Source organism: Desulfovibrio desulfopostgatei (assembly GCF_053570645.1).
In genome coordinates this window covers 1693160-1718205 of sequence record NZ_JBRBQS010000002.1, presented here as the reverse complement: position 1 = coordinate 1718205, position 25046 = coordinate 1693160, and the positions used below count along the sequence as shown (strand labels likewise).

The 25046-nt window shown below is 56.8% G+C and carries 20 protein-coding genes; 13 read left to right on the top strand and 7 right to left on the bottom strand.

All coding sequences use genetic code 11. The features are described 5' to 3' along the window. Nucleotides 1-110: 110 nt before the first annotated feature. Nucleotides 111-2228 carry a methyl-accepting chemotaxis protein gene (locus ACUZ9Q_RS07585; RefSeq protein ID WP_192111846.1) on the bottom strand — a complete coding sequence of 706 codons (2118 nt, stop codon included), beginning with the start codon at nucleotides 2226-2228 and terminating at the stop codon, nucleotides 111-113. 569 nt (nucleotides 2229-2797) lie between these two features. On the opposite strand from ACUZ9Q_RS07585, the gene ACUZ9Q_RS07580 reads away from it, so the two are divergent. Continuing rightward, entirely contained in the window at nucleotides 2798-3661 is an 864-nt protein-coding gene (locus ACUZ9Q_RS07580; protein ID WP_449247643.1) for a TonB family protein, read from the top strand. A 3-nt stretch (nucleotides 3662-3664) separates the two neighbouring features. Here the strand turns inward: ACUZ9Q_RS07580 and ACUZ9Q_RS07575 are convergent, their stop codons facing one another. The 6 genes from ACUZ9Q_RS07575 to ACUZ9Q_RS07550 all read right to left on the bottom strand — a co-directional run bounded on the left by ACUZ9Q_RS07575 (nucleotide 3665) and on the right by ACUZ9Q_RS07550 (nucleotide 10861). Beyond that, the gene (locus tag ACUZ9Q_RS07575; protein ID WP_192111844.1) at nucleotides 3665-4513 is read right to left on the bottom strand and encodes a metal ABC transporter permease; all 849 of its coding nucleotides are present in this window, start codon (nucleotides 4511-4513) and stop codon (nucleotides 3665-3667) included. Between the two features lie 38 nt (nucleotides 4514-4551). Next, nucleotides 4552-5328: an ABC transporter ATP-binding protein gene (locus ACUZ9Q_RS07570; RefSeq protein ID WP_449247642.1), complete on the bottom strand. Its 777-nt coding sequence runs from the start codon at nucleotides 5326-5328 to the stop codon at nucleotides 4552-4554. Further along, nucleotides 5325-6146, bottom strand: a complete 822-nt coding sequence (locus tag ACUZ9Q_RS07565; protein ID WP_215647581.1) for a metal ABC transporter substrate-binding protein — start codon at nucleotides 6144-6146, stop codon at nucleotides 5325-5327. The genes ACUZ9Q_RS07570 and ACUZ9Q_RS07565 overlap by 4 nt, the downstream gene beginning before the upstream one ends. A gap of 12 nt (nucleotides 6147-6158) precedes the next feature. Then, nucleotides 6159-6767, bottom strand: a complete 609-nt coding sequence (locus ACUZ9Q_RS07560) for a class I SAM-dependent methyltransferase (protein ID WP_449247641.1) — start codon at nucleotides 6765-6767, stop codon at nucleotides 6159-6161. A 50-nt stretch (nucleotides 6768-6817) separates the two neighbouring features. Further along, on the bottom strand, nucleotides 6818-8914 hold the full coding sequence (locus ACUZ9Q_RS07555; protein WP_215647583.1) for a TonB-dependent receptor: 2097 nt from the start codon (nucleotides 8912-8914) through the stop codon (nucleotides 6818-6820). A 357-nt stretch (nucleotides 8915-9271) separates the two neighbouring features. Then, nucleotides 9272-10861: an outer membrane homotrimeric porin gene (locus ACUZ9Q_RS07550; RefSeq protein WP_449247640.1), complete on the bottom strand. Its 1590-nt coding sequence runs from the start codon at nucleotides 10859-10861 to the stop codon at nucleotides 9272-9274. Between the two features lie 147 nt (nucleotides 10862-11008). Here ACUZ9Q_RS07550 and nikA point away from each other — a divergent pair, with 147 nt between their 5' ends. The 12 genes from nikA (at nucleotide 11009) to hydG (ending at nucleotide 24608) form a co-directional block, all read left to right on the top strand. Beyond that, nucleotides 11009-12604 (top strand): nickel ABC transporter substrate-binding protein, encoded by a 1596-nt coding sequence (gene nikA / locus ACUZ9Q_RS07545; RefSeq protein ID WP_022658745.1) that lies wholly within the window; start codon nucleotides 11009-11011, stop codon nucleotides 12602-12604. Between the two features lie 66 nt (nucleotides 12605-12670). Beyond that, entirely contained in the window at nucleotides 12671-13606 is a 936-nt protein-coding gene (gene opp1B / locus ACUZ9Q_RS07540) for a nickel/cobalt ABC transporter permease (RefSeq protein ID WP_323390682.1), read from the top strand. Further along, a complete protein-coding gene (opp1C, locus tag ACUZ9Q_RS07535) occupies nucleotides 13603-14448 on the top strand; it encodes a nickel/cobalt ABC transporter permease (RefSeq protein WP_215647586.1) in 846 nt (281 codons plus the stop codon). Before opp1B ends, opp1C begins: the two co-directional genes overlap by 4 nt. Further along, complete coding sequence (locus ACUZ9Q_RS07530; RefSeq protein ID WP_449247639.1) at nucleotides 14445-15320, top strand: ABC transporter ATP-binding protein; 876 nt, start codon at nucleotides 14445-14447, stop codon at nucleotides 15318-15320. Before opp1C ends, ACUZ9Q_RS07530 begins: the two co-directional genes overlap by 4 nt. Continuing rightward, nucleotides 15313-16071 carry an ABC transporter ATP-binding protein gene (locus ACUZ9Q_RS07525; protein ID WP_449247638.1) on the top strand — a complete coding sequence of 253 codons (759 nt, stop codon included), beginning with the start codon at nucleotides 15313-15315 and terminating at the stop codon, nucleotides 16069-16071. Before ACUZ9Q_RS07530 ends, ACUZ9Q_RS07525 begins: the two co-directional genes overlap by 8 nt. 34 nt (nucleotides 16072-16105) lie before the next feature. Beyond that, nucleotides 16106-16870, top strand: coding sequence for a class I SAM-dependent methyltransferase (locus ACUZ9Q_RS07520; RefSeq protein ID WP_227118389.1), 765 nt, complete (start codon nucleotides 16106-16108; stop codon nucleotides 16868-16870). 68 nt (nucleotides 16871-16938) lie between these two features. Then, nucleotides 16939-18396: an aspartate ammonia-lyase gene (locus ACUZ9Q_RS07515; protein WP_449247637.1), complete on the top strand. Its 1458-nt coding sequence runs from the start codon at nucleotides 16939-16941 to the stop codon at nucleotides 18394-18396. Between the two features lie 39 nt (nucleotides 18397-18435). Then, nucleotides 18436-19668, top strand: coding sequence for a [FeFe] hydrogenase H-cluster maturation GTPase HydF (gene hydF / locus ACUZ9Q_RS07510; protein WP_449247636.1), 1233 nt, complete (start codon nucleotides 18436-18438; stop codon nucleotides 19666-19668). Between the two features lie 374 nt (nucleotides 19669-20042). Then, the gene (hydE, locus tag ACUZ9Q_RS07505; protein WP_449247635.1) at nucleotides 20043-21071 is read left to right on the top strand and encodes a [FeFe] hydrogenase H-cluster radical SAM maturase HydE; all 1029 of its coding nucleotides are present in this window, start codon (nucleotides 20043-20045) and stop codon (nucleotides 21069-21071) included. An 84-nt stretch (nucleotides 21072-21155) separates the two neighbouring features. Then, on the top strand, nucleotides 21156-22412 hold the full coding sequence (locus ACUZ9Q_RS07500; protein ID WP_192111831.1) for a [FeFe] hydrogenase, group A: 1257 nt from the start codon (nucleotides 21156-21158) through the stop codon (nucleotides 22410-22412). Nucleotides 22413-22424: 12 nt separating this feature from the next. Further along, nucleotides 22425-22799 (top strand): iron hydrogenase small subunit, encoded by a 375-nt coding sequence (locus ACUZ9Q_RS07495; RefSeq protein WP_022658755.1) that lies wholly within the window; start codon nucleotides 22425-22427, stop codon nucleotides 22797-22799. A 390-nt stretch (nucleotides 22800-23189) separates the two neighbouring features. Then, nucleotides 23190-24608, top strand: a complete 1419-nt coding sequence (gene hydG / locus ACUZ9Q_RS07490; RefSeq protein WP_449247634.1) for a [FeFe] hydrogenase H-cluster radical SAM maturase HydG — start codon at nucleotides 23190-23192, stop codon at nucleotides 24606-24608. Nucleotides 24609-25046 lie beyond the last annotated feature (438 nt).

The window sequence follows — 25046 nt, the reverse complement described above, 5'->3', positions numbered from 1 at the left end:
TGGTTGCAGGGTGGTTGATGGATAAACGACACAGTTAATAGATATCAGTACTCCTTGCGCCTGTATACTGTTGAAAGTACAAGATTTCAAATGTACCCTGGCTGACCTCCTTACATCAAAACAGATTTCTTGATGCCGGTACTTTTTAAATCCGCCATAACGCCGACCAGAATGTCGGTCTGCGTGCGCAGTTCGTTGAGAACTGAGGTCGCCTGATCCATGGCGTTTGCGGTGTTAAGGGCAAGCTGATTGATATCTTCAAGGCTGCTGTGGATGGTTTCGCTGGAGGCGGACTGTTCTTCGGAAGCTGTGGCGATGGATTGGGCCTGAATGGTAGAGGCGTTTGCCAGTTGCACAAGAGCCTGCAATGCTTCGCCAGACTGCCGGGCCAGAACCGTGACCTGCTCAATGGTTGCAGCGGACTGCTCCACATGCGAGATATGTTTGCGTGTTCCGCCCTGAACCGCATGGATGGCTTCTCCCACCTCCTTGGTCGCTGTCATGGTTTTTTCGGCCAGCTTGCGCACTTCGTCCGCAACCACGGCAAAACCCCGGCCTGCATCGCCTGCGCGCGCAGCCTCAATGGCAGCATTGAGCGCCAAAAGGTTGGTCTGGTCGGCAATATCACTGATGACATCCAGGACTTGCCCAATGCCCTCGGCCTGCTGACCGAGCAGGCCCATATCGACCTTCATCTTGTTGGACTGCTCTTGCACCTGAGCGATTGCAGAGATGACATTTTCAACAACTGTGGAGCCTTCGCTTGCCTTGGTGTGTGAATTATCTGCCGTTTGGGCGGCATCCGCAGCATTTTTTGCAACTTCAATGACAGTGGTGCTCATTTCCTGCATGGCGCTGGTTGTGGTATCAAGCCTGTTGGACTGGCTGGTTGCGCCTTGCGTAGAAATGCGCACCTGTTCCTCAAGGTTGTTGAGGGCGAGATTAAGCGATTCCACAACGCCGTGAATTTTGTCTACAGCCGTTGCAAGGGTGCTGGCTCTTGTATTTGCTTCTTTCTCTGCCTGCTCGGCTGTTATTCTGCACTGTTCCGCCAGGTTGCCGCGTTCATCAGCAAGGGCATGCTGTTGTTGGGCCGTCTGAATCTGTTCTTTCAGGCGGGTGACCATTTCGCGCAGCACATCGGCAAGGCCGCCGATCTCGTCATTCTGTTTGACTGTCAGAACCGAATCAAAATCCCCGTGGGTGATGCCTTGGGCGTAGCGCAGGGTGCTGCGCACTGGCCTTCCAATAGTGATGCAGATTCTCCAACCCAGCAGAATGGTGAAAAAGGCCACCAGAAGCGCGGCAGAAACAGCGATCAAGAGGCTCCTCTGGGCCAGACGCACTTCTTCGCGAGCGTTTCCAAGCAATTGATCTCCCCAAGCTTTTTCCACTTCCATCAGCTTGTCGATGCGGCGCGTGGACGCTGCAAACCATTGCTGCGGATCAGCCTCCAGGCTGGATTTTTCAAGGTTGGCGTAGGCAGTATCGCGGAATCGCGTCACTTCTTCATCAACAGATTGCATTTTGCTTTGCAGCAGGTTTAGCGCCGCCTTGCCGCCCAGTTCCGCAAACGAACTCAGATAGGTGTTTTGTGAGCTGACCCTGTAGAGCCAGTCGCGGTAGAGCTGTTTGCTGAAGGTTCCGGCAGAAAAGGCGGCGTTGAGCGTGGCACGCTCCTGCCCGGCAATCTCCTTGCCGTGCAAAAGCTGAATGATTGATGTGAAGGCAAGGTCGGCGCGGGCGTTCAGTTCAGAAATCGCAGCGATCAGTTCATTGATACTGATATTGTACGCTGCAATGGCCTGAAGGGCATCAATGCGGGCGTCCCTGGCAGCGTTTCTGGTTGTAGAAAGGTCTGTAAAGTTTTGGGTGGATGCAGCAAATATTCTGGCAAGAGAGTCATTTTCCAGACTATCCGCGCCAGCAAGTACAGCAGTAAAGTTTTTATAGGCTGAATTGGATTTATCTGTCTGTTCCGCCAGTTCGGAAGAAAACCTTTTGCCCTTGCTGCCCAGGAATCCAGCCGTGTAACCACGCTCTTTTTGCAGCTCGTGGATAAGTTCACCAGCAGAGAGGCTGACAACCAGCGAGCGTTCTATGGCTTTAAGGTGGTCTATCGTCTTCCAGCGTTGAATGTTTTCCGCAGAAACAACGAAGAGAAAAGTCGCCATGGGCAATACGAGCAGAAGACTGAGTTTTCGGGCAATCTTGAGATCGGCAAGCATGGTGGCTTCCTCCTTAAAACGGTTGTCTTACTCAATTTGCGGGTGATGCGCTTGCGTTCTATGGCATCTATATAGCAAGCTAATAATTGCATGTAATAACTGTATTGCGATATTTCAAAAGGATTTAACGTTTGTAGTAGCATAATTAAAGCAAAAGACAATAACGTTGTTGAGAGAGTATCAATCAAGTTGCTGTTAGTATTAAATAATTTAATGTAAATTGAATATATTATTATATTTTAAATAGTTATAGTTTTCTGTTTCGCATTTGGTTAGTCCGTTAGTGATAGTAGATAGCTGGGTAATAATAAGTAAGATATAGTGTTTATCGCTATCAATTTATTTTTAATACATTAACACTCTTATTTTTAAGTATAAAAAAATATAATTTTCGAATAGCCCGAGCTGGTTTGGATTGGGAGGTATGGCGCAAGGGGTGGTAGTGGCATATTTATTTTTTTTGTACTACTACTCTTCGTGTTATGATTTAGAAGTTCGTGTTCACAATTTGGGCCAGAATTGCAGTCAAATTTTATATCTTCCTGACCTGTACTGTCCCGGAGGTTCCCGTGTTGCCGTTTGATTACCCGCCGCCTCGGCGCAGCAAACGTTTGTTTGTCCGCTGGTTGGGGTATTCCGCCATTCTGCACGCTGTGCTCGCGGCATGCCTGCTTGCAGGGGCCTACGCCTTGCCCCGGTATCTTCCGGTTCAGTCTGGCGGGGCAGTGATGGTCAGTCTCTCAGGTGTGGGGAGTTCATTGGCAGGAGAGGCGGGGCTGCAGGCACAGGCTGCGGGCGGCATGGCTGAGGATGTCTCAGTTACGCCGCCAATGACAGAAACAGCAGCAAAAGCCGAGCAAACGGTGTCTGAGGCGGCTGTTCCTGTAAAAAAGCATTCTGTCAAGCCGAAGCCGGCAGAAAGGCCCGCTGGCAACCACAAGGCGCAGCCCTCGCAACACAGGCAGGAGCAATCGGCCCAGCCAAAGCCCCAGCAGGTAACCACAGCCGCAGGGCAGTCTGCCCAAGCCGGCCTGCCAGTTCAATCTGGCGGTGATGGCGGTCAAGGCTCTGCCAGCAGCGGCTCTGGCCCTTTGGAGCAGGCCACGGGCGCTGTGCAGGGGGATGGTTCCCCCCATCCGCAGGTTATGCCCTGGAATGCTCAGGGCGGGCCACGATTTTTACGGCAGGCTCCATTGCGGTACCCCCGCGCTGCCCAACGCCGTAACCTTGAAGGAAAGGCGGTTGTGGAAGCCTATCTTGATATGCAGGGCAAGCTGCTCCGCGCCCGCGTGTTGCAGGCTGATCATGAAGATTTTGCCGATGCGGCGCTGGCCTGTGTGCAGTCGTCATCGTTCAAGCCTGCCCAGCGGGAGGGTAAAGCTATCCCCTGTGTGGTGCGTATTCCCATGCTCTTTGTGCTCAAGGGGCTTTAGTGATCAGGCCTGATTGCTCTGCTCGACAGGAGATGTCTGCTCGCTCCGGCATGTCTTCTTGGGCGAAAAGATCATGGCTGCAACAAGTATGGCGGAAGAAACCAGCACAATAACGGCCCCCGGCGGCACAGCCCAATGGAATGAAAGCCACAGGCCCGCAACGGAAGCCACCGCGCCGAACAGGGCGGCCAGCAGAAACATGCGGCTCAGGCGATAGGTGATCTGCAATGCCGTGGCTGCTGGTGTAACAATAAGCGCATAGATCAATAAGCCGCCGATGGCCTTGAGGGCACAAGCCACCACCAGCCCCATCAAAATGAGGCAGGCATAGTAGATGCCCTTGACGGGAATCCCCGCAGCTACCGCCGCATGCCTTTGCCCCATGATTGCCTCGATCTCCTTGAAAAACAGAAAAACAAAGCCAAACAGAAGCAAGGCCGTTGCGGCCATGAGTTGCAGGTCAAAGCGTGTTACCGTGAGCAGGCTCCCCCATATGAGGCTGAGGCCTTCTGTCCGTGCGCCGGGCATGAGGCCCAAAGCCAGCATGGCCAGGCTCATCACCACCGCAAAGACAACACCCATGGCGGTATCAAGGCTGAATCCGGGTTTTTCAGCAAGCGGCCCCACAGCAGAGGCAGCCCCAAGGCTGGCTGCAAGCCCACCCGCCAGCGGCGGCGCGCCAAGCCATAAGGCAAGCAGCGCTCCGGCAAAGGCGGCGTGCGAAACGCACATCCCCACCAGACTCATGCGCCACAACACCACAAAGACGCCCATTGCCCCGCAGACAGAACCGCCAAGCAAGGCCATAAGCAAGGCCCTTTGCAAAAAAGCGTACTGAAAAAAGTCATCCATATTTCACCCGCAGTTATTTGTCATGCAGGCGGCCCTGTTTAAAACAGGGCCGCCATGCGCTCGCCGCTGTGCGCTATCTGAATGGGCACATCGTACAGTCTGCTCAAGAGCTCAGCATTGACGGCATCCTGCGCGTCGCCCTGCCAGAGCATGCCGCCAGCCCGCAGCATGGCAACCTTTTGAGCCAGCGCAAACACAGCGTTGAGGTCATGCGTAACCATGACGACAGTGAGGTTGAATGCTTCACGCAGTGTGGCAACAGCATTGCAGATATCCCGCTGCGCGCGCCAGTCAAGCGCGGCTGTGGGTTCGTCAAGCAGCAGCAGTTCCGGCTCCTGCGCCAGGGCGCGGGCAAGCGCCACCCGCTGCCTTTCGCCTCCAGAAAGATGCCCGATAGGCCGCTGGGCCAGGTGCGCAAGGCCAACGACTTCAAGTGATTGCATGGCAAGATTTTTTTCTTTCTTTCCCGGCCAGCGAAAAAGCCCCAGCCGCCCATAGGTGCCGCTGAGCACGGAGGCGAAGACAGAAAGCGGCATTTTGGGATCAAGGTCGGTAGCCTGAAAAACATGCGCCACCTGACGGCGTACCTCGCCCAGCATGTCTGGGCTTACACTTTTACCTTTGAAATACACGGTGCCGCCATTGTGTGGCGTAAGCCCGTTAAAAAGGCCCATCAGAGTGGACTTGCCTGCGCCGTTGGGGCCGATGAGCGTCCAGAAATCACCCTTTTCGATGCGCAGGTTTATGCCGTTCAGGATGCATCGCTTGCCGTAGTGAACGCTGACGTTGCGCAGTTCGGCCAGGCACGGGGTCACGGCTTTGCCTTTATGGTTTGCAATTGCGCCACGTTACGGCGCAACAGGCTGAAATAGTCCGGCGCGTCGTTGCTGGAGCCGGGAAAATTGGAAAGCACCACATGCGTCACCCCAAGCTCCAGCGCCAGCGGTAGCCCCGCGTCCGGCCCGCTCTGATAATTATCCACCACACCCGCCACTGGGCTGTCTTTGACTGCGCTCAAAATTTCAGCCAGTCCGCGCGCATTAACGTCTTCAGCCCTGCCAAAGGCGCGGATCACGTCAAAGCCCGCCCATTTTACAAATTCTGCCTGCATGTATGCTGCGATAACAGGCAATCCCTGCGTGGCAGCAAGCGCCGAGCGGCATTCTGCGGCAATGGCGTCAATCTTTTGCAGCCGTTGCAGCATCCTCCGCCTGATAACCGGCGCAAGCTCAGGGGCCGCGCCTTCAAGCGCCGCCGCAATTTCCCGCACAGCCTGCTTTTGTATATCGGGTATGAGCCAGCTGCCACGCGGGCTTACTTCAACAATAGCAAGCAGAGGGTTGCCCACAGCCTGGAGCATGGCATCGACCTGCTGCAGATGGCGCTGAAACGGGTGGACGAGCAGCAGCTTTGCCTTGGCGGCAAAAACATAATCCCCGGTGCTGGCATTCTCATGACCAGGGCAACTTGAACCCTGGATCAGGGTGAGCGTTTCGCTTTTACCTTCTGTCAGGTCGGCAACAATATCCGAAATAAGCGAAGTTCCGGCCACAACGCGCAGCGGTTCCGCCGCAGTTGCGGAAAGGGGAATGAGAACCAGGGCAAGCCACAGAAGGGCGGAAAATTTTTTCATGGCGTATCCCAGCTATTTTATAGCGCAAAAGTGGAAATGGTCTGGCCCTTCACTGGCCTCTATGTTCGTAAAGCCAGCCTCGGAAAAGATGATGCGCATGCCCGTGGGGCAGGGCAGATGATCACCTTCCACCGCGTGGTGGCTGTCATGAAGCTGATTGAGTTTTTCACGGCCATCTATGTGCAGCACATAGGCACGGCCAGCGGGGCGCAGAACGCGATAAAACTCGCGAGCCGCGGCTTTTTTGTCCGCCACGTGCGGAAAGGCGGAAAAACAGATAACCATGTCCACGCTGGCGTCCGGCAGGGGCATGCATTCTGCCGCCGCCTGATATGTGCGCACATGGGGAAAGCGCGCGGAAAGGCATTGGAGCATTGCTGCGGAAGGGTCGAGCGCCAGGAATGACGCATCGGTCTGGGCATGTTTTTGCAAAAAAGGCTGCAGCACACCTTCGCCGCAGCCCACATCCAGAATAACACGGGCATGCGCCAGGGGCAGCCCCTGAACCAATTGGTCAACCTGCCTGAGTTTTTCCGGCGGATAGTTGCGGGCTTCCCATCCGGTGGCGTGCGCGTTGAAAAATTCCTCTCTTTCAGCGTGTTGTGCAAAGTTTTTGCTCATGCTTCCTCCTGAAAAAGCGCCGCCCTGCACGCAAGGCGGCGCAATACTGGTTAGAACTTGAGGTCAAAACCAACCATGACGCTTGTTCCGGGCATGTTGTAAAGCCCCCGGTTGTTGCCGGAAAGCTCCATGCTGTATGCGTATGGCGTATTGAAGATGTTGTTTACCGCCACAAAAACCTTGCCTTCTTCAATGTGCATGTCGTCGTAGCTGAAAGTATAGTCCAGCCTTGCGTTAAACACGTTGATGTCGGGCAGGCGATTTCTTTCATTCAGTGTGGTCACGTTGCTGGAAGGCGCTTTGGGGTTTGTCGTCCGCATCCAGTTGGCTGCGTAAACATCCTTGAGGTACTGGTAATCGCCGCTGAGCTGGAAGTTATCAAAGAACTTCCACTTGAAGCCGGTTTGCAGGGCAAAGGCAGGCGTGTAGGGCATTTTGCTTGTAGTTTCGCCGTCGTCGCCCTTGGCCCATGTTTTCAGCCAGGTTGCGCCCACAAAGAGCTCAAGGTTGTCTGTGGGCGTGACGCTGCCAGCAAGTTCAAGCCCGTCAATTTTGTATTCAGACGCGGACGAAGTGAAAAAGTCGCTGGTGGGGTTGGCGTTCCCGTACATATAGGCGCGCAGTCTGTCGCGGCCGTCATCGTGAAAGACAGTGGCGCTTGCCGTGAACAGCCCCGGCTGGGTGTGGCTGAGCGACATTTCATAGTGGTCCACCACTTCAGGGCGAATATCCTTGGTGTCCAGGCCGGAAGGCAATGATGTTTTGTTGGTCAGCAGGCCCTGGAGGATAACAGGGCTTGGATAGTTGACGCCCCGCGCGTAGTTGAGGCCAAGATTGGTGTTGTTGTAGCCAAGCACAAGGCCAGCCTGCGGAGCGGTTTTGTCTTCAAAGAGGTTGCTTGTGTACAGGCGCAGACCAGCGGAAGGCGTAACGTGAAAGCTTTCCTTGCTGCCAAACATCTGGCTGACGGCAGCGTAGGGCGAAAACATCCTGTGCTGAGGAAATTCCCACGATGTTGTGGAATCTGTGGAATACGTCCGCTGGTCGTTGCGCAGGTCGCTGATATCAAGATCAAAGCCGTTGACTATCTCGCTGCCTTCCCAGATGGAATAGGTTTCGCGGCCTCGCAATCCGTACAGATTGTTGGTTTGCACCGATGTGGTTGTGTTGGAATTTTCGCCGCGCAGATAAAACAGCGTGTCGTTGTAATAGCCTTTGAGGTAACCATTGGCGTTGTTGTACTTGTTGATGAGGCTCAACGTGGCAAGGCTTGTCTGTGTATCGTAGCGGTCTGTGGTGCGGGTATTGGTAATGGGATTGTTGGGAACCTGAGTCTGTGCATCCACCCGGTTGGCCATCATGCGCAACGACCAGTTGTCAGACAGGCCTATGCCCATGTTGCCGTAGTAGCTCGCCTGGTAGGCCGCTGTGTGATCCTTGTGCCCCAGCGTGCTGACAAGGCTTTGCGCGGCATAAATATCCACATTGTCTTTTTTTGCGCCCATGCCAACGTTTTCGGCCACAGTGCCAAAGCTGCCTCCCTCTGCGCCAATGCGCAGCTCATAACCTTCCTTGGTCATGTATTTGGGAATAAAGTTCAGCATGGCATAACCGGTGCCAAAGCGCGACGGCTGGGGGTATTTGTAAATTTCCATACCGCCGAGGGCGTAGACCGGGATGCCGTCGGCCAGGGCCTGCCCGTACAGCACGCCGCTGCGCGGCACGTCATCAAAAAAGATATTGATGTCAGGGCTTGGATGGCTTGCGCCGCGCCCGCGCACATAAAGGCTCGCGCTGGTTTGCCCGCCGATGATGTTCTTTTTCTGATACATGACGCCCGGCACGTTGCGCAGGGCGTCATAAAAATCAAGAGAGTTCTGTAGGCGGATCTGCTCTTCAGTCACCACGTTGTACTGGGTGCCAAACCGCGTCTGCACTGGAACAGTTGGAGCCTGATCGGCCACGCCGAAAGTGGTTACGGCGGGCAGGTCATACGCTGTAAGGCTGCCCTGCGTGAGGTCTGCCTTTGAGGCAGGGGCCTCCTGCCCTCCTGTTTCGGGTGGAGTCTCTGCCGCCCAGCCCGGCTGAACGCAAAGACAGTGGCCTGCAAGCACGGCAGCCGCCACAATTGCTGAAACCTTGTTCATTACACGTCTTCCTCCTTCTTATACCTGTCGCGCGGGGTGCGCGTGGGCTTTTCGCAGGGGATTGCTGCACAACCTTTTGAGTGTGTTATGTAATATAAAAAAGTGTTACCGTGCGGGCGACGAATACAGCAAGAGGGCGCAAGGATGCCGCCCAGCTTGTTGATTTATGTTATTTTTTTAAAAAATGTAACACAAACTATAGTTTGTCTGCGATACAGTCAAGCTGGTGATACCATCAATTTCTGCAAGAATGCCCGCGTGGTATGCTGGCAAAAGAGGGGGGGATTGTACCCGGCAGGGAAGCTGCTAAATCAGCCTCCCCGCCGGACTCGGGGGAATTTGCTTGGCGCGTGGCGTTTAGAATTTATAGATAAAGCTCATGTTGACGTTCCAGGCGTCCTGGGTGGTGACGCCGCCCATACGCGCGCCGCTTGTGGTGGTGTACCCGCCCCAGACATCCTTGGACTGGTCAAGCCACAGGGCAATGTAGTTGGCTTCCACCACAATCTTGAAGTTGTCGTACATCTGGTAGGTGGAGGTGACGCCAAATTCCGCAGCGTAGTCGCGCGAGGTCAGGTACAGGCCGTAGTAGTTGGCCGTGTTGAAATCGCCCATGCTACCGGGGGTTACATCGGGGCGGAACAGGGTTTGCCCGTCCACATCTTTCTGCCCCTTGATGTACTTGGCCATGGTGGGGCTGTTGGTGCCGCCAAGCAGGTTGGCGTGGAAGGTGTGCTTGAGCTTGTCCAGAAAGCTCACGTCTTTCACGCGCGCGCCCACGCCCCAGGTTCCCACAAAGGTGGAGCCAAGCAGGGTATCGCGCCCAAGGGTGAGTGTGCCCAGCGTACCAAAGCTGTCCAGCCCGTTGGTGCTTTCGTTGTTGGCTTCAATGGTAGGCATGCGCTCAGAGCCGTTTTTCACGTTGCCGTCGTCGCCGCTTGTATACCAGCCGTAGATACCGGGCACACCCCAATCCATACTGTATTCTGCCAGCAGGGAACCGTACCAGCCCTTACGGTTCAGGGTTTCAACGCCAGTGTCCGACTGCCCGTAGTTAAAGCTCCACGCCAGCCGGAAGGGATTCCAGGCCACGGCTTCGCCTGTCAGGCCTGCCCAGAAAATGGTGGAATAGGCATTGGCGATCTGCCGCCCGACCTTGCCGTTACTGAGGGCATATGTGGCAGGGGCTACGCCCAGCGCGCCCGCGCCATCGTTGTTTTTGCCGTAAAAATCATTGTTCTTGCGAAAGGTATTGCTGCCAAACGCGCCCACAAGGCCCCAGGGCGTAATGTTGAGGCCTTCAAAACGCAGGGGAGCGGTAAGGCCGAAAAGATCAAAGTTGTCCAGATAGCTCTGCGGGGAATTTCCGGTTCCGGCCCAGTTGTCGTTGTAGGCGCGCGCCCAGAATCCTGTGAGCGAGAGGTTTTCGTTTACCGGCACGGAAACCGTTATGCCTGCGGTGTCGGCGTCAAAGGCCTGCGAGGCTTCGGTCACGTAGTCTGGCAAAAAGATGCGCTGTATGCCCATGCGGATCTTTACGTCGGTTTGCGGCATGGTCCAGTCAAGGTAGCTGTGCTTGATCTTGATGACGTTGTTGCCGTCCGCCCCCAGAGCCGCGCCGGACTTGTTGCTGGCCTGCCCCCAGTACTGGCGGCCAATCTCAAAATACACGGTGCCGGAAAGCGCTTCTGATGCCACGGCGTCAAGCTGAAGGCGCACACGCGACTTGGCCTCGAACTGGTCTTCATTATAACGGCCCCAGCCCGTGGTGCGGTTGGCCTGCGTGCCGTTGACGGAGCGCCCCCGTTCCATAAAGTTGCCGCCGCCGCCATATTCAAAATTCATGATCCAGACGCCCTTGGTCTTGAAGTCCACAGCCTGCGCAGTGGCGGCAAGGCCAGGCAGCAAGGCTGCGGCAGCCAGAAGCGATAAAACTTTTTTCCGCATCGTTCCCCCGATAGTGACGTAAGATTTCATATGGACACGTTTTATAAGTTCGTGCTACTGGATTTGCTTGCAACGGCGATGTTATCTTTGCAGAAAAAGTGCTACTACTGTCAACCCCTAAATCTGCCTCGCCGCATGGAGCGCGATATGCGAAAAATCGGTTTTGTACTGGCGGCCCTGATCTGCTGCCTGAACATATCCGCCTGCCAGAATGATGAAAAATCCACTGCCCAGGCGCAGCGTACTGAAATGGTCTACGCCAGCACCAAGGACATCCGCATCATCAATCCCCATCTCTACTCCGGGGAAATGGCCGCCCAGAGTATGGTGTTTGAACCGCTGGTGGTGAACACCCCCGAGGGTGTGAAGCCCTGCCTTGCCGAAAGCTGGGAAATTTCGCCCGATGGCCGGGTGTATACATTTCATTTGCGCAAGGGCGTGACATTCACAGACGGCGCACCCTTTGATGCCGCCGCCGTCAAGCTGAACATGGACGCCATTGTTGCCAACAGGCAGCGGCATGGATTTGAAATGGTTAACGAGATTGAGCGCAACGAAGTGGTGGACACGTACACGTACCGCCTTGTGCTCACGCATCCGTACTATCCCACCCTGGTGGAACTGGGGCTTGTGCGGCCATTCCGTATTATTTCGCCCAACTGCTTTATTAACGGTCAGACCAAGGACGGCGTTTCCGGCTATGTGGGCACCGGCCCCTGGGTGCTGACAGAACACAAGGAAAAGCAGTACGCGCTGTTTACGGCCAACAAAAATTACTGGGGTGCTCAGCCCAGGCTGCAGGCCGTGCGCTGGCGCGTCATGCCTGACCATCAGACCATTATGCTTGCCCTGCAAAAGGGTGAAATTGATTTGGTTTTTGGTGCAGACGGCGACATGCTGAACATGGACGCCTTTAACGCGCTGCAAAAGGAAGGCAAGTACGCCACCCTTATCAGCAAGCCCATTGCCTCGCGCGCCATCCTGCTCAATGCGCACCAGCCCGTGACCAAGGACCGCGCAGTGCGCATGGCCCTGCAATATGCGGTCAACAAGCAGGCCATTGTGGACGGCGTTCTGAACGGCACGGAAAGCGTGGCCGACACGCTTATTTCGCCCACGGTACCCTATTGCGACCTTGGTTTGCCCGTGCGCGGCTATGATCCGGCCAAAGCCGCAGCCATGCTTGAGGCCGCTGGCTGGAAGCTCGGCCCCGATGGCCTGCGCGCCAAGGACGGGCAAAAGGCCGTAGTGCGTCTGTACTACAATTCGCAGAACGCGCAGGAGCGCACACTTGCCGAATACGTGCAGAGCGACCTGAAAAAGGTCGGCATAGAAATGAAGATCATCGGTGAAGAAAAGCAGGCATTTCTTGACCGCCAGCGCACTGGCGATTTTGAACTGCAATATTCGCTTTCGTGGGGAACCCCCTACGACCCGCAGTCCTACCTTTCATCGTGGCGCAAACCCGCACACGGCGACTATCAGGCCCAGGTGGGCATGGAGCGCAAGGAATGGCTGGATAAAACCATCAGCCAGCTCATGATTGAACCGGATGAAGCGACCCGCAAGGCCATGTACAGGGAAGTTCTCACCTATGTACATGACGAGGGCGTGTATATTCCCATTTCTTACTCGCGCACCAAGGCTGTGCATTCCAAAGCATTGCAGGGCGTTGGATTCGCCGTTTCGCAGTACGAAATTCCTTTTGAAAAAATGTATTTCGAGAACACACCCGCCCGCTAGGCAGCAGGCACAGTTCAGGGGCGCGTCTTTGCACAGTCGCAAGGGCGCGCCCCATGCTCCACATATATGAAAGCATACATTCTCCGCCGCCTCCTGCTGACAATCCCGCTTTTGCTGGGGATTTCCTTTGTTTCATTCGTCATCATCCAGCTCAGCCCAAGCGACCCGGCCGAGGTGGCAGTCCGCGTCAATGAAATCGAGCCCACGGATGAAGTGCTGGCTATCACGCGTGAGCAGCTTGGCCTCAACAAGCCTTTTCTGACGCGCTATGCGGACTGGATGTGCGCCGTTGCGCAGGGTGATCTGGGCAGGCGCTATGTGGACAACAAGCCCGTTGCGCAGGAACTGGCCCGAGCCTTGCCCCCCACCGTGTGGCTGGCGCTGACGGCAACGCTCTTTATGGCGGTGTGCAGCGTGGGTATGGCTTTTGTGTGCGCCATGCACGAGGGACGCACTGTGGATTACCTGCTGCGCGGGTTTATTTTTCTTGGCACTGCCACGCCCGGATTCTGGGCCGGGCTGCTGCTCATGTGGCTTTTTTCCGTCAAGCTCAACTGGTTGCCCACCAGCGGCATGCAGGGCGCAAGCTCGGTCATTCTGCCAGCAGCGACACTCTCTTTGTCCTACATTTCCACCTATGCGCGGCTTTTGCGCAACAGCATGGTGCAGAACAAGCAGAAGAATTCCGTGCTCTATGCTAGGGCGAGGGGCCTCACGCGGAGCATGATCTGGCGGCATATATTTCGCAATTCCCTGCAATCCACCCTGACCGGGCTTGGCATGTCGCTGCCAAAGCTTATGGCCGGAACCTTTGTGGTAGAAACCATTTTCGCCTGGCCCGGCCTCGGCTGGCTGTGCGTCACCGCCATTTTTAACCGCGATTTCCCCGTCATTCAGGCCTATGTGCTGCTGATGGCCGTGATGTTTGTGGGCTGCAACCTGCTGGTGGACATCTTGTGCGCAGTCATTGATCCGCGCCTGCGCGCCAGGGAGCAGGTATGAGGGTATGGCGGCGGCTGCGCAACGACCCTGTGGGCATGGTCTGCCTGTGTTTTCTGCTTGCCGTGGCGGCGCTTGCCCTGTGCGCGCCCCTGGCGGCTCCGTGGGACCCCACGGCCATTGATATAAAAAACAAATTTGCGGCATGGTCTCTGGCGCATCCCCTTGGCACAGATCAGCTCGGCAGGGACGTATTGTCCCGGCTCATCTGGGGCGGGCGCGCCACCCTGGGCTTTTCGCTGCTCACCATGGGCATAACCCTTGTTATCGGCAGCGGATTGGGCATTGTGGCGGGTTTCTGTCGCGGCAAGGTTGACGAAACAATCATGCGTTTTTGCGATGTGATGATGTCCTTTCCCAGCGAGGTGCTCATTCTGGCCATTGTGGGCATGCTTGGGCCGGGGCTTGGCAATGTGGTCATTGCCAGCGTGATTGCCAAGTGGCCCTGGTATTCGCGCATGGTCCGCTCTGTGGTCATGCAGTATACGGACGTCAACTATGTGCGCTTTGCCCGCGTGGCGGGCTGCGGCATGTGGCACATCTTCCGCAGGCATCTGCTGCCCGGCGCGCTGGGCGAAATCATTGTGCTGGCAACGCTCGATACCGGGTCAGTGATCCTGTCTGTTTCAGCCTTGTCCTTTCTGGGCCTCGGAGTGCAGCCGCCCACGGCGGAGTGGGGAGCCATGCTCAGCGACGCCAAGGACATCATGTCCATGTACCCGCAGCAGATGCTGCCCGCAGGGCTGACAATCCTGCTGGTTGTGGCGGCCTTCAACTTTTTGGGCGACAGCCTGCGCGATGCCCTTGACCCCGCCCATACCACCCTGCAGGGGGTGAGCCTGTGAGCGCGTTCAATACAGGTTGCCAAAAGCAGGAGCAGTCCTGCGCCGCCGCGCCCCATGTGCCCCATGTACTTGATGTGCGCAATCTGCGCGTGGTGCAGCGCGCAAACGGGCAGGAGCTTGTGCACGGCGTGGACTTTACGCTTGCCGCCGGGGCCTGCCTTGGCATTGTGGGCGAAAGCGGCAGCGGCAAAACCCTGACCTGCCGCAGCATCATGGGCCTGTTGCCGCCTACGCTTGCGGGCGAGGGCACGGCTGTTTTTAACGGTATTGATCTTGTGCATGCCCCGGCGGAGCAGATGCGCCAGCTCCGGGGCAGCAAGATTGCCATGGTGCTGCAACAGCCCATGACAGCCTTTGACCCCCTGTACACCATGGGGGCGCAGTTTAGGGAAACCCTGACTGCGCATGGGGCGTACACCGCCGGGCAGGCAGAGGATCTGGCCGTAACCATGTTCGGACGTGTGCGCCTTGACGCACCGCAGGAAGTTTTGCGCAGCTACCCGCACGAGCTTTCGGGCGGCATGCTGCAACGCTGCATGATTGCTCTGGCATTGGCCCTTGAGCCGCAGGTCATCGTTGCCGACGAACCCACCACGGCACTGGATGCGGAAACGCAGTTTGAGGTCGTGCAACGGTTTCTGGAACTGCGGGCACAGTGCAATACCGCCATGATCTTTATTTCGCACGATCTGGGCGTGGTGCAGCGTCTGGCAGATGCCGTGCTTGTGATGAAGGATGGCAGCTGCGTGGAATACGGCCCTGCGGAAACCGTGTTTAACGCGCCGCAGCACGAATATACGCAGTATCTCATCCGCACGAGGCTTGCGCTGACGCGGGGTTTTGAAGCCATGCTGGAGCGCGCCCATGCTTGAGGTAAGAAATATCTGCAAAAGCTATGGCAAGGGCGGATTGTGGAATCCCCAGCCCAAATCTGTTCTGCATGACGTGAGTTTTCACATACCAGTGGGCGCGACCGTGGGGCTGGTGGGCGAGAGCGGCAGCGGCAAAAGCACGCTGAGCCGCATTGTTCTCGGGCTGGAGCGCCCAAGCAGCGGCACGGTATTGCTAGAAGGGCAGAGTGTGGGCCAGTGGCTGCGGCGCAATCCTGGCCGCATGAGCGTGGTTTTTCAGGATTACACAACCTCGGTCAATCCGGCCTACACCATCCGCGGCATCATCCGTGAGCCTTTGCTGGCCTGCGGCAGAGGTGCTGGGTCGGACAGGGCAGTGCTTGCGCTGATGGATCGCGTTGGCCTTGCCGCAAACCTTGCAGACCGCTTGCCCCATGAGGTCAGCGGCGGTCAGTTGCAGCGGGTGTGCATTGCCCGCGCCATCGCCACAGATCCCCGCTTTGTGGTCTTTGACGAGGCCATCAGCTCGCTGGATGTTTCGGTGCAGACCCGCATTCTTGACCTGCTGCGCGAGCTCAAGGGCAACATGACCTATTTTTTCATAGCGCACGACCTCCAGGCCGTGACCTATCTGTGCGATGATATCCTTTTTATGCATCAGGGCCGCATTGTGGAACAGGCCGCAGACACAGGGCTGGCTGGCGTTTCGCACCCCTACGCGCAAAAACTGGTGAGTTCGGCAATCCTGTTTCGTTCGGCCTGGAATGGATAAGCCGCATCAAGACGTTAAAAGTAAAGGAGCAGTTATGAACCGCTACGCCGCAGATACAGCCTGCGTCACCTCGGATGCCCTGCCCGTCCCCGGCCCGACGCTCACGGGCCGCATAGAAAACTACTGGTCGCGCCGGGCCGAAAGCTATGGCGAAATACGGCGTCATGAGCTTGCCTGTGAGAAAAAATCCCTGTGGCTGGCGGAAATCATGCCCCATCTGCCAGAGGCAAGGCCATTGCGCATCCTTGATGTGGGTACAGGGGCCGGATTTTTCGCCATACTGCTGGCAGAGCAGGGACATTGCGTCTGCGGCGTGGACATGACCCAGGCCATGCTGGACGAAGGCGCGGCCCTTGCCCGGCAAGCCGGGTGCGATGTGGCCTTTCAGCGCATGGACGCCTGTTGCCTTGAGTTTGAATCCGCAAGTTTTGACGCTGTGATTTCGCGCAACCTCACCTGGACGCTTCAGGATGCCGCTGCCGCGTACCGGGAGTGGAACCGCGTGCTGCGGCCCGGCGGGGTGCTCTTGAATTTTGACGCTGACTACGGCTCGGTTTCTTTTCTGGATCTGGCGGATCAGCATGTGGGCATAAATGACGACATGATGCGTGAATGCGAAAACATTCGCCGCCAGTTGCCGCTCAGTTCCGAATCCCGCCCGGTATGGGACGTGCAGACCCTGCGCAACTCCGGTTTTTCAGACTGCTGGTGCGACCACGGCCTGAGCGCGCGCATCTACGCCCACCGCGATGAAACCTACAATCCTGTGCCCATGTTTGCCCTGCGGGCGATCAAGTAGCAGCCAGCCGGCGGGCTTTGTTTGAAGCTGCGGCGGAGGGAAATGCCCGTTGCAGGGAGGGGTGACTGATGAGCAGTGGCAAGGCACACTCCGTCAACTCCGGCGTGCAGCCGGGCGTTGCACAGCCTAGTGCGCAGTCATACAGGCAGGAATCGGACGCACTGGGCGCAGTGGATGTCCCACTGTCGGCATACTGGGGCGTACATACGGCCCGTGCGCTGGCAAATTTCCCACTTTCGGGCCGGGCCGTCAGGCCCGAGCTTGTGCGAACAATGGCTCTCGTCAAGCTGGCCTGCTGCCGCGCCAACGCGGAGCTTAGCTATCTGCCGCAGCCCGAGGCGCAGGCCATTGCCGATGCCTGCCGCGAGGTTGCCCAGGGGGGTCTGGCTCATGCCTTTGTGGTGGATGCCCTGCAAGGCGGCGCGGGAACCTCCACCAACATGAATATGAACGAGGTACTTGCCAACCGGGCCGAAGAACTGCTTGGGGGTTGCCTTGGCTCTTACGCCCGCATAGACCCCCTGCGGCATGTGAACCTTCACCAGTCCACCAACGATGTGTACCCAACTGCGGTGCGGGTTGCCGCCCTGTTTCTGCTCAAGGATCTGGAACAGGCCATTGCCGCCCTGCAATCTGCCTTTCAGGAAAAAGAACTGGCCTTTCGCCATATTCTCAAGGTGGGCCGCACCCAGTTGCAGGATGCCGTGCCTGTGACCCTTGGCATGGAGTGTTCCGCCTGGGCGGAATGCCTCTCGCGCGACCGCTGGCGCGTGTTCAAGTGCGCGGAGCGGCTGCGTGTGGTCAACCTTGGCGGCACGGCGGTGGGTACGGGCATAACCGCCCCCCGCAAATACATTTTTCTGGTGGTCGAAAAGCTGCGCGAGGTCACGGGGCTGGGCCTCTCGCGGGCAGAAAATCTGGTGGACGCCACGCAGAATGTTGATCCACTGGTTGAAGTTTCCGGCATTCTTAAAGCCCATGCAGTAAATTTATTTAAAATTTGCGCAGATTTACGCTTGCTTTCATCCGGCCCTTCGGCGGGGATAGGTGAGCTTAAACTGCCAGCAAGGCAGGCGGGGTCAAGCATCATGCCGGGCAAGGTCAACCCCGTAATCTGCGAGGCCGCATCACAGGCCGCCCTGCGGGTCATGGCCGATGACAGCGCCGTGACCCAGGCCGCATTTCTGGGCCAACTGGAGCTCAACGCATTCATGCCGCTTCTGGCGGATTGCCTGCTTGGCAGCATGCATCTGCTGGCGCAGGCCAATACCATGCTGGCCGAAAATTGCGTGCAGGGCCTTGAGGCTGACGAAGCCGCCTGCGCCCGGCATCTTGGCAGGTCATTTGCCACGGTTACAGCACTTGTGCCGGTGCTTGGCTATGCGCTTGCGGGCGAAATAGCCGCCCAGGCGCACAAAACAGGGCAGAGCGTGCGCGCCGTGGTGCTGGAGAGAGGCCTGATGAAGGCGGAGGATGTGGACAACCTGCTCAGTGCAGAGGCCGCAACCGCGCTTGGACACAGGTAGGGGAACAGGCGGGTAATTTACGCAACCGGAGCTTCTGGCATGAATGAAACACCCAAAAGTCTGCGCCTGCACATAGGCATCTATGGTCGGCGCAATGTTGGCAAGTCGTCCCTGCTCAACGCGCTGGCGGGGCAGCAGGTTTCCATTGTTTCCGACACGCCCGGCACAACCACCGACCCGGTGGAAAAAACGCTGGAACTGGCACCCCTCGGGCCTGTGGTATTTATTGATACTGCGGGCATTGACGATGTGGGCGCGCTGGGCGAGCTGCGCAAGGAGCGCACGCTCAAGGCCCTTGAGCGCACGGATGTTGCCCTGCTGGCCGTTGAGCCGGGGCAGTGGGGCGAGTATGAAGATTTTTTTGTAGGCCAGTTGCGTGAGCGCAAAATTCCTTTTGGTGTGGTTTTTGGCAAGTGCGATCTGGCGGCCCCTTCTGCCGGGCAGCTTGGCGGGCTGGATAAGGAAGGTATCCGCTGGATGAGCGTATCCGCCATGACAGGCAAGGGCATGGGGCAGGTGCGTGAAGCTCTGGCGGCCCTTGCGCCGGAACACTGGTTTGCAGAGCCGCGCCTGCTGGGCGACCTGCTGCCAGCGGGCGAGTTGGCGGTGCTGGTGGTTCCCATCGACCTTGGCGCGCCCAAGGGGCGGCTCATACTGCCGCAGGTGCAGGCCATACGCGATATTCTCGACAGCGACGCCTCCTGCATGGTGGTGAAAGAGCGGGAACTGGCCTCTGCGCTGGCCCGGCTGAACAAAAAACCCGCTCTCGTGGTCTGCGATTCGCAGATTGTGCTCAAGGCTGTGGCAGACACGCCGCCAGATATCCCGTTGACCACATTTTCCATTCTCATGGCCCGATTCAAAGGCGATCTGGCGGCTTTTGCAAGGGGCGCGGCTGCCATAGACCAGTTGCAGCCCGGCGATGCCGTGCTGGTGTCCGAGGCCTGCGGGCATCATCCTTCGGCGGATGACATCGGACGGGTCAAGATACCGCGCTGGCTCAGACAATACGCCGGGGGCGACATCCGCGTGGATAATCTGGCGGGGCGGGATTTCCCCGACGATCTCAGCCCCTACAGGCTCATAATCCACTGCGGAGCCTGCACCTTCAATCGACAGAGCATGCTTGCGCGCTTGGGGCGTGCCCAAGAGCAGGGGATTCCCATGACCAACTACGGGCTGGCTATCTCGCATGTGCAGGGTGTGCTGCGCAGGGTTCTTGAGCCTTTTCCCGCTGCCCTGACGGCTTTTGACGCCGTTTCACAGGCCTGAGCGGGCAGTGCGTCTGAAATCCGGTTGTGGGCAAAGCAAGCTAACTATCTTGATTAACAAATGTTAAATTTCAGGTGGAGCAAGATGATTCCTTTTTGCTAAATAAAATGTTGTTACGTAATTGACAAAAGTGTTACTAGGGAGCAATCTGCTCAAAACACTGTGCACACATGCCGTGCTGTCATAACTATAGCGGCAACGCTTGCGTGGGCGAACACGGCCGGGTGGAATCTTTTTTGGGTGTTTTTTGTTTGTCCGGTGTTACTTTTTTAAATTTTGTAACACATTTTCTTAGAACATTGGACATATCGGGCTGCACACGTGCTGGTTTGGCTGGCAGTGGCGGTTCATGGCACAGGATTGGATGGTAAAGCATGCGCCGCGAAGAAATACTTGATCTCCTGTTTGCACAGCCCTTTGAGGCGGTGTGCGAACGTGCCGCCCGTGTGCTGGAAGAAGAAAAAGGCGCGCACGTGCATGTTCGCGGCCTCATAGAATTTTCAAATTCGTGCAGGCGCAACTGCCGCTACTGCGGTTTGCGCTGCCAGAACGGCAATCTGCGGCGGTACACGCTTGCCAAGGCGGAGATCATGGCAGCCGCCACGCGCGCCGTTGCCTTGGGTGCAGACACCATTGTGCTGCAATCGGGTGAATACGCCATTGATCCCATGTGGCTGGCCGATGTGATTGACTGCCTGCGCGGCGGGCTCAACGTGCCCGTGACCCTGAGCGTGGGCGAGCATCCGCGCGCCGCATATGCCTTGTGGAAAGAAGCCGGCGCAGTGCGTTTTCTGCTCAAGCACGAAACCGCCGATCCATTGCTCTACGAGGCCCTGCATCCTGGGCATGTGCTGGCGGAGCGCATTGCCAGCCTGCGTGTTTTGCAGCGGCTTGGCTACGAAATCGGCTCCGGTTTTATGGTGGGCCTGCCCGGTCAGAGCCTGAATTCGCTGGCAGACGACATTATTCTGGCCCGCAGGCTTGGGGTTTCCATGTGCGGGGCCGGGCCGTTCATTCCGCAGCACGACACGCCGCTTGGCGCGTATCCTGCGGGCAGCGCGCAGCTCGCCCTGCGTGTGATGGCCGTCATGCGCATTGTCATGCCCTGGGCCAACATTCCCGCCACTACGGCCCTGGCAACGGTGGACGCGCAAGGCGGGCAACGCAACGGCCTGCTGGCGGGCGGCAATGTGCTCATGCCCTCGTTTACGCCGTCAGCTTACGGCAGTCAGTACTGCATTTACGACAATAAAAATCGTGTGGACATGCTTGGCGCGCGCAAGGCCATTGAAGGGGCGGGGCGCAGCCACACCCTTGCCCGCTGGCAGGAGCCAGCGGCACAGGATGTTGTTTCTGGCCTTTTGCCCTGTGCAGCTTCTGGTGCGCCTCACGCATCGGCCTAGGCCCGAATTTACTTGCAGAATCAATAGGCGGACGCAAACGCGCCGCTGTGAACAAATCAACCTGTTACCCGCCAGGAGGCTGTAATGCCGCGCATTGAAATGGAACACATCGCGTACGAGCTCAATGTGCCCCCCCAGGGTGCGGACGGCGACAAGATGTTTTTTGTGCAGATTGATCCCGAAAAATGCATCGGCTGCGATTCCTGCCAGGAATACTGCCCCAGCGGCGCCATTTATGGCGAAACCGGCCTCACGCACAAGATTGCCCACCCCGAACCATGTATCAATTGCGCCCAGTGCCTGACCCATTGCCCGGAAATGGCCATCTATGAGGTGCAGACCTGGGTGCCGGAGCTGCAAAAGAAATTGCAGGATAAAAGCGTCAAATGCATTGCCATGCCTGCGCCTTCTGTGCGTTACGCTCTTGGCGAAGCCTTTGGCCTCGCCCCCGGCAGTGTGACCACGGGCAAAATGCTGGCAGCCCTCAAGCAGCTTGGATTCTCCAACTGCTGGGATACGGAATTTGCCGCCGACGTGACCATCTGGGAAGAAGCCTCGGAATTTGTGGAGCGCCTCGGCGCAAAGCGCGATCTGCCGCAATTCACCTCCTGCTGTCCCGGCTGGCAAAAGTATGCGGAAACCTTCTATCCCGACCTGTTGCCGCATTTTTCATCCTGTAAATCGCCTGTGGCCATGAATGGCCGCCTTGCCAAAACCTATGGCGCAGAAAAGGCCAAATACGATCCCAAGAGCCTGTATACCGTTTCCATCATGCCCTGCGTAGCCAAAAAGTACGAAGGTCTGCGCCAGGAATATGCACAGAATGACCTGCGCGACATCGACGCCACCCTGACCACGCGCGAACTGGCCTACATGATCCGTCAGGCGGGCATAGATTTTAACAAGCTGCCCGACGGCCAGCGCGACAGCCTCATGGGCGAATCTACCGGCGGCGCGACCATATTCGGCGTGTCCGGCGGTGTTATGGAAGCGGCCTTGCGTTACGCCTATCAGGCCGTAACCGGCAAGCGGCCGGAATCGTGGGATTTCAAGCAGGTGCGCGGCCTCAAAGGCCTGAAGGAATATACGGTAACCGTCAACGGTATTGAACTGCATCTGGCGGTTGTGCATGGCGCAAAACGCTTTGCCCAGGTGTGCGATGAAGTGCGGGCGGGCAAATCGCCGTATCATTTCATTGAATTTATGGCCTGCCCCGGCGGGTGCGTGTGCGGCGGCGGGCAGCCCATCATGCCCAATGTGCTGCAAAGCGCGGAACGCAAGGCCACAAGCCTGTTTGCCGGATTGAAGCAGCGTCTTGCCAACACCCAGCCCAAAGCCTAGAGGAGGCCGCCCATGTCTATCATTGCCACTACCAGACGCGGATTTCTGAAAGGCGCGTGTATTCTTTCCGGCGGGTTGCTGCTTGGGGTTCGCATGGCCAACAAGGCCTATGCCGCCGCCAAGGATTTCAAGGATTACATGAGCGACCGCTCTGCCGCCGTGTACAGTGCCGATTCGGCCTTTCCCAAGCGCGCCAGCCAGGACAATACGCAGGTAAAAGCGCTTTACGATTCCTGGCTCGGCAAACCCCTGAGCCATAAGTCAGAAGAAAACCTCCACACCAAGTGGTTTGATAAATCAAAAGGCCTCAAGGCTCTTACGGCTTCAGGCGAATACCCCAACCCTCGCCACAAGGAGTTTGAGGGTACCGCTTATCCGTACGAATAAAGCCCTGGCCTTTTCCACCTGAGGGACCCCAAGACCCCTCGGGCCAGACCCACGGCCGACACGGTTTGCCCCCCGTGTCGGCCAGTTTGAATGCTGGGCTGCCCCTGGCCATTTATTCAGGTAATCAGGTAGCCCGCAACAGCGCACACGGGCTGTTCACATACGTAGTGCACAGCCCTATAAATAATTTTTTGATTTCGGTGAGATATCCAGTGGCGGAGCCTGCCGCCAGCAAAAACGTCAAGTTTGCAGCCTGTATTTTCTCTTTTTGCGAAAAAGCAATTCCCACGGGATGTTTTTTCACAGTCTGCCTGTCGAGTTCTCTATGCCAATATGGCTGGTCACCCGCCCGCACCGCCTGAGAATATGGGTCTTGCCGGAGGTTTTTTTATGTACAATCCCCAGTCGTTGCGCGCAGATGAATTTATTGACCACAGTGAAGTGCTCGATACCTTGAGCTATGCAACCGAGCACGCGCGCGATGCAGAACTTATTGACGCCATCATTGCCAAGGCTGCGCAAAAAAAAGGCCTGACCCACCGCGAGGCCTCGGTGCTGCTTGCCTGCGAGCTGCCGGAGAAAGTGGAGCAGGTGTACAGGCTTGCCAATCAGATCAAGCACGACTTTTACGGCAACCGCATTGTCATGTTTGCGCCGCTGTATCTCTCAAACCACTGCATCAACAGTTGCGTGTATTGCCCGTATCATTCGCAGAATAAAAACATCGCCCGCAAAAAACTCAGTCAGGAAGAAGTAGCCCGCGAGGCCATTGCCTTGCAGGACATGGGGCACAAGCGTCTTGCGCTTGAGGCGGGCGAACACCCCACCATGAACCCCATTGAGTATATACTTGAGTGCATCAAGACCATTTACAGCATCAAGCACAAGAACGGGGCCATCCGCCGGGTAAATGTGAACATAGCGGCGACCACGGTGGAAGAATACGCAATGCTCAAGGATGCTGGCATCGGCACGTACATTCTGTTTCAGGAAACCTACCACAAGCAGAGTTACGAAAAGCTGCACCCGGCAGGGCCCAAGCACGACTACGCCTGGCACACTGAGGCCATGGATCGCGCCATGCAGGGCGGCATTGACGATGTGGGCCTGGGGGTGCTTTTCGGTCTTGAGGGCTACCGTTATGAATTTGCGGCTCTGCTCATGCACGCCGAGCACCTCGAAGCCGTGCAGGGCGTTGGCCCGCACACCATCAGCGTGCCGCGCATTCGCCGCGCAGACGACATCAACCCCGACGTGTTCGACAACGGCATCAGCGACGATACGTTTGCCCGCATCTGCGCCTGTATCCGCGTGTCTGTGCCGTACACTGGCATGATTGTTTCCACGCGCGAGAGCAAGGCCGTGCGTGAAAAGGTTTTGCCGCTGGGCATTTCGCAGATCAGCGGTGGTTCACGCACCAGCGTTGGCGGGTACTATGAGCCGGAGCCGGAAGAAGACAACTCCGCGCAGTTTGATGTGAGCGATCGCCGCACGCTGGACGAGGTGGTGCGCTGGCTCATGGAGCAGGGGCATGTGCCGAGTTTTTGCACGGCCTGTTACCGCGAGGGCCGCACCGGCGACCGCTTTATGAGCCTGTGCAAGAGCCAGCAGATTTTGAACTGCTGTCACCCCAATGCTCTGCTGACCCTCAAGGAATATTTGCAGGACTACGCCTCGCCGCAAACCCGGCAGATGGGCCTTGCCATGATAGAGCAGGAACTGAAAAAAATTCCCAGCGACAAGGTTCGCAACAAGGCTGTGGAATACCTTGCCGCCATTGAAAGCGGTCAGCGGGACTTTCGATTTTGAGATAAGTTTTTCTGAAGGTTTTGCAGGAGGCTAAACGGACTTCGGCGCATTGGAGTTACCTAATGCGCCTTTTTTTGTATGTAGCCTCGATTGGGCTGGGGGATATTTTTTATTTGCACTGGAGCCTTGGTTTCTCAGTTGCCCGCAGTCGCAAGCCACTACCCCTACAGAGTTCATTTTTTGCTGCGGCAACGCCCTGACCGCCATTTAGCCCTGTGCGACAAGCGGCAATTTTTATGAATTTTCGTGCTATTTTTATTAAAAAAATAGCACGAAATAGAAATAGTAAATAACTTCAGCATGTTTAGAAACGCTGTTCGAACTAATTACCGCCAGCAATGAAAATAAAATTGTTTTTTTCGCTTTTTGTGATTGTACGCAATTCCAAATAAATGATTAATACACTAATATGATTGAATAAAAAATTCCTTTAATTGT

Excerpts from the sequence above, each read along its gene's own strand:
- ACUZ9Q_RS07585 (WP_192111846.1), bottom strand. The coding sequence starts at position 2,228 with ATGCTTGCCGATCTCAAGATTGCCCGAAAACTCAGTCTTCTGCTCGTA.
- ACUZ9Q_RS07575 (WP_192111844.1), bottom strand. The coding sequence starts at position 4,513 with ATGGATGACTTTTTTCAGTACGCTTTTTTGCAAAGGGCCTTGCTTATG.
- ACUZ9Q_RS07565 (WP_215647581.1), bottom strand. The coding sequence starts at position 6,146 with ATGAAAAAATTTTCCGCCCTTCTGTGGCTTGCCCTGGTTCTCATTCCC.
- ACUZ9Q_RS07560 (WP_449247641.1), bottom strand. The coding sequence starts at position 6,767 with ATGAGCAAAAACTTTGCACAACACGCTGAAAGAGAGGAATTTTTCAAC.
- ACUZ9Q_RS07555 (WP_215647583.1), bottom strand. The coding sequence starts at position 8,914 with ATGAACAAGGTTTCAGCAATTGTGGCGGCTGCCGTGCTTGCAGGCCAC.
- ACUZ9Q_RS07550 (WP_449247640.1), bottom strand. The coding sequence starts at position 10,861 with ATGCGGAAAAAAGTTTTATCGCTTCTGGCTGCCGCAGCCTTGCTGCCT.
- nikA (WP_022658745.1), top strand. The coding sequence starts at position 11,009 with ATGCGAAAAATCGGTTTTGTACTGGCGGCCCTGATCTGCTGCCTGAAC.
- opp1B (WP_323390682.1), top strand. The coding sequence starts at position 12,671 with ATGAAAGCATACATTCTCCGCCGCCTCCTGCTGACAATCCCGCTTTTG.
- opp1C (WP_215647586.1), top strand. The coding sequence starts at position 13,603 with ATGAGGGTATGGCGGCGGCTGCGCAACGACCCTGTGGGCATGGTCTGC.
- ACUZ9Q_RS07525 (WP_449247638.1), top strand. The coding sequence starts at position 15,313 with ATGCTTGAGGTAAGAAATATCTGCAAAAGCTATGGCAAGGGCGGATTG.
- ACUZ9Q_RS07520 (WP_227118389.1), top strand. The coding sequence starts at position 16,106 with ATGAACCGCTACGCCGCAGATACAGCCTGCGTCACCTCGGATGCCCTG.
- ACUZ9Q_RS07515 (WP_449247637.1), top strand. The coding sequence starts at position 16,939 with ATGAGCAGTGGCAAGGCACACTCCGTCAACTCCGGCGTGCAGCCGGGC.
- hydF (WP_449247636.1), top strand. The coding sequence starts at position 18,436 with ATGAATGAAACACCCAAAAGTCTGCGCCTGCACATAGGCATCTATGGT.
- hydE (WP_449247635.1), top strand. The coding sequence starts at position 20,043 with ATGCGCCGCGAAGAAATACTTGATCTCCTGTTTGCACAGCCCTTTGAG.
- ACUZ9Q_RS07500 (WP_192111831.1), top strand. The coding sequence starts at position 21,156 with ATGCCGCGCATTGAAATGGAACACATCGCGTACGAGCTCAATGTGCCC.
- ACUZ9Q_RS07495 (WP_022658755.1), top strand. The coding sequence starts at position 22,425 with ATGTCTATCATTGCCACTACCAGACGCGGATTTCTGAAAGGCGCGTGT.
- hydG (WP_449247634.1), top strand. The coding sequence starts at position 23,190 with ATGTACAATCCCCAGTCGTTGCGCGCAGATGAATTTATTGACCACAGT.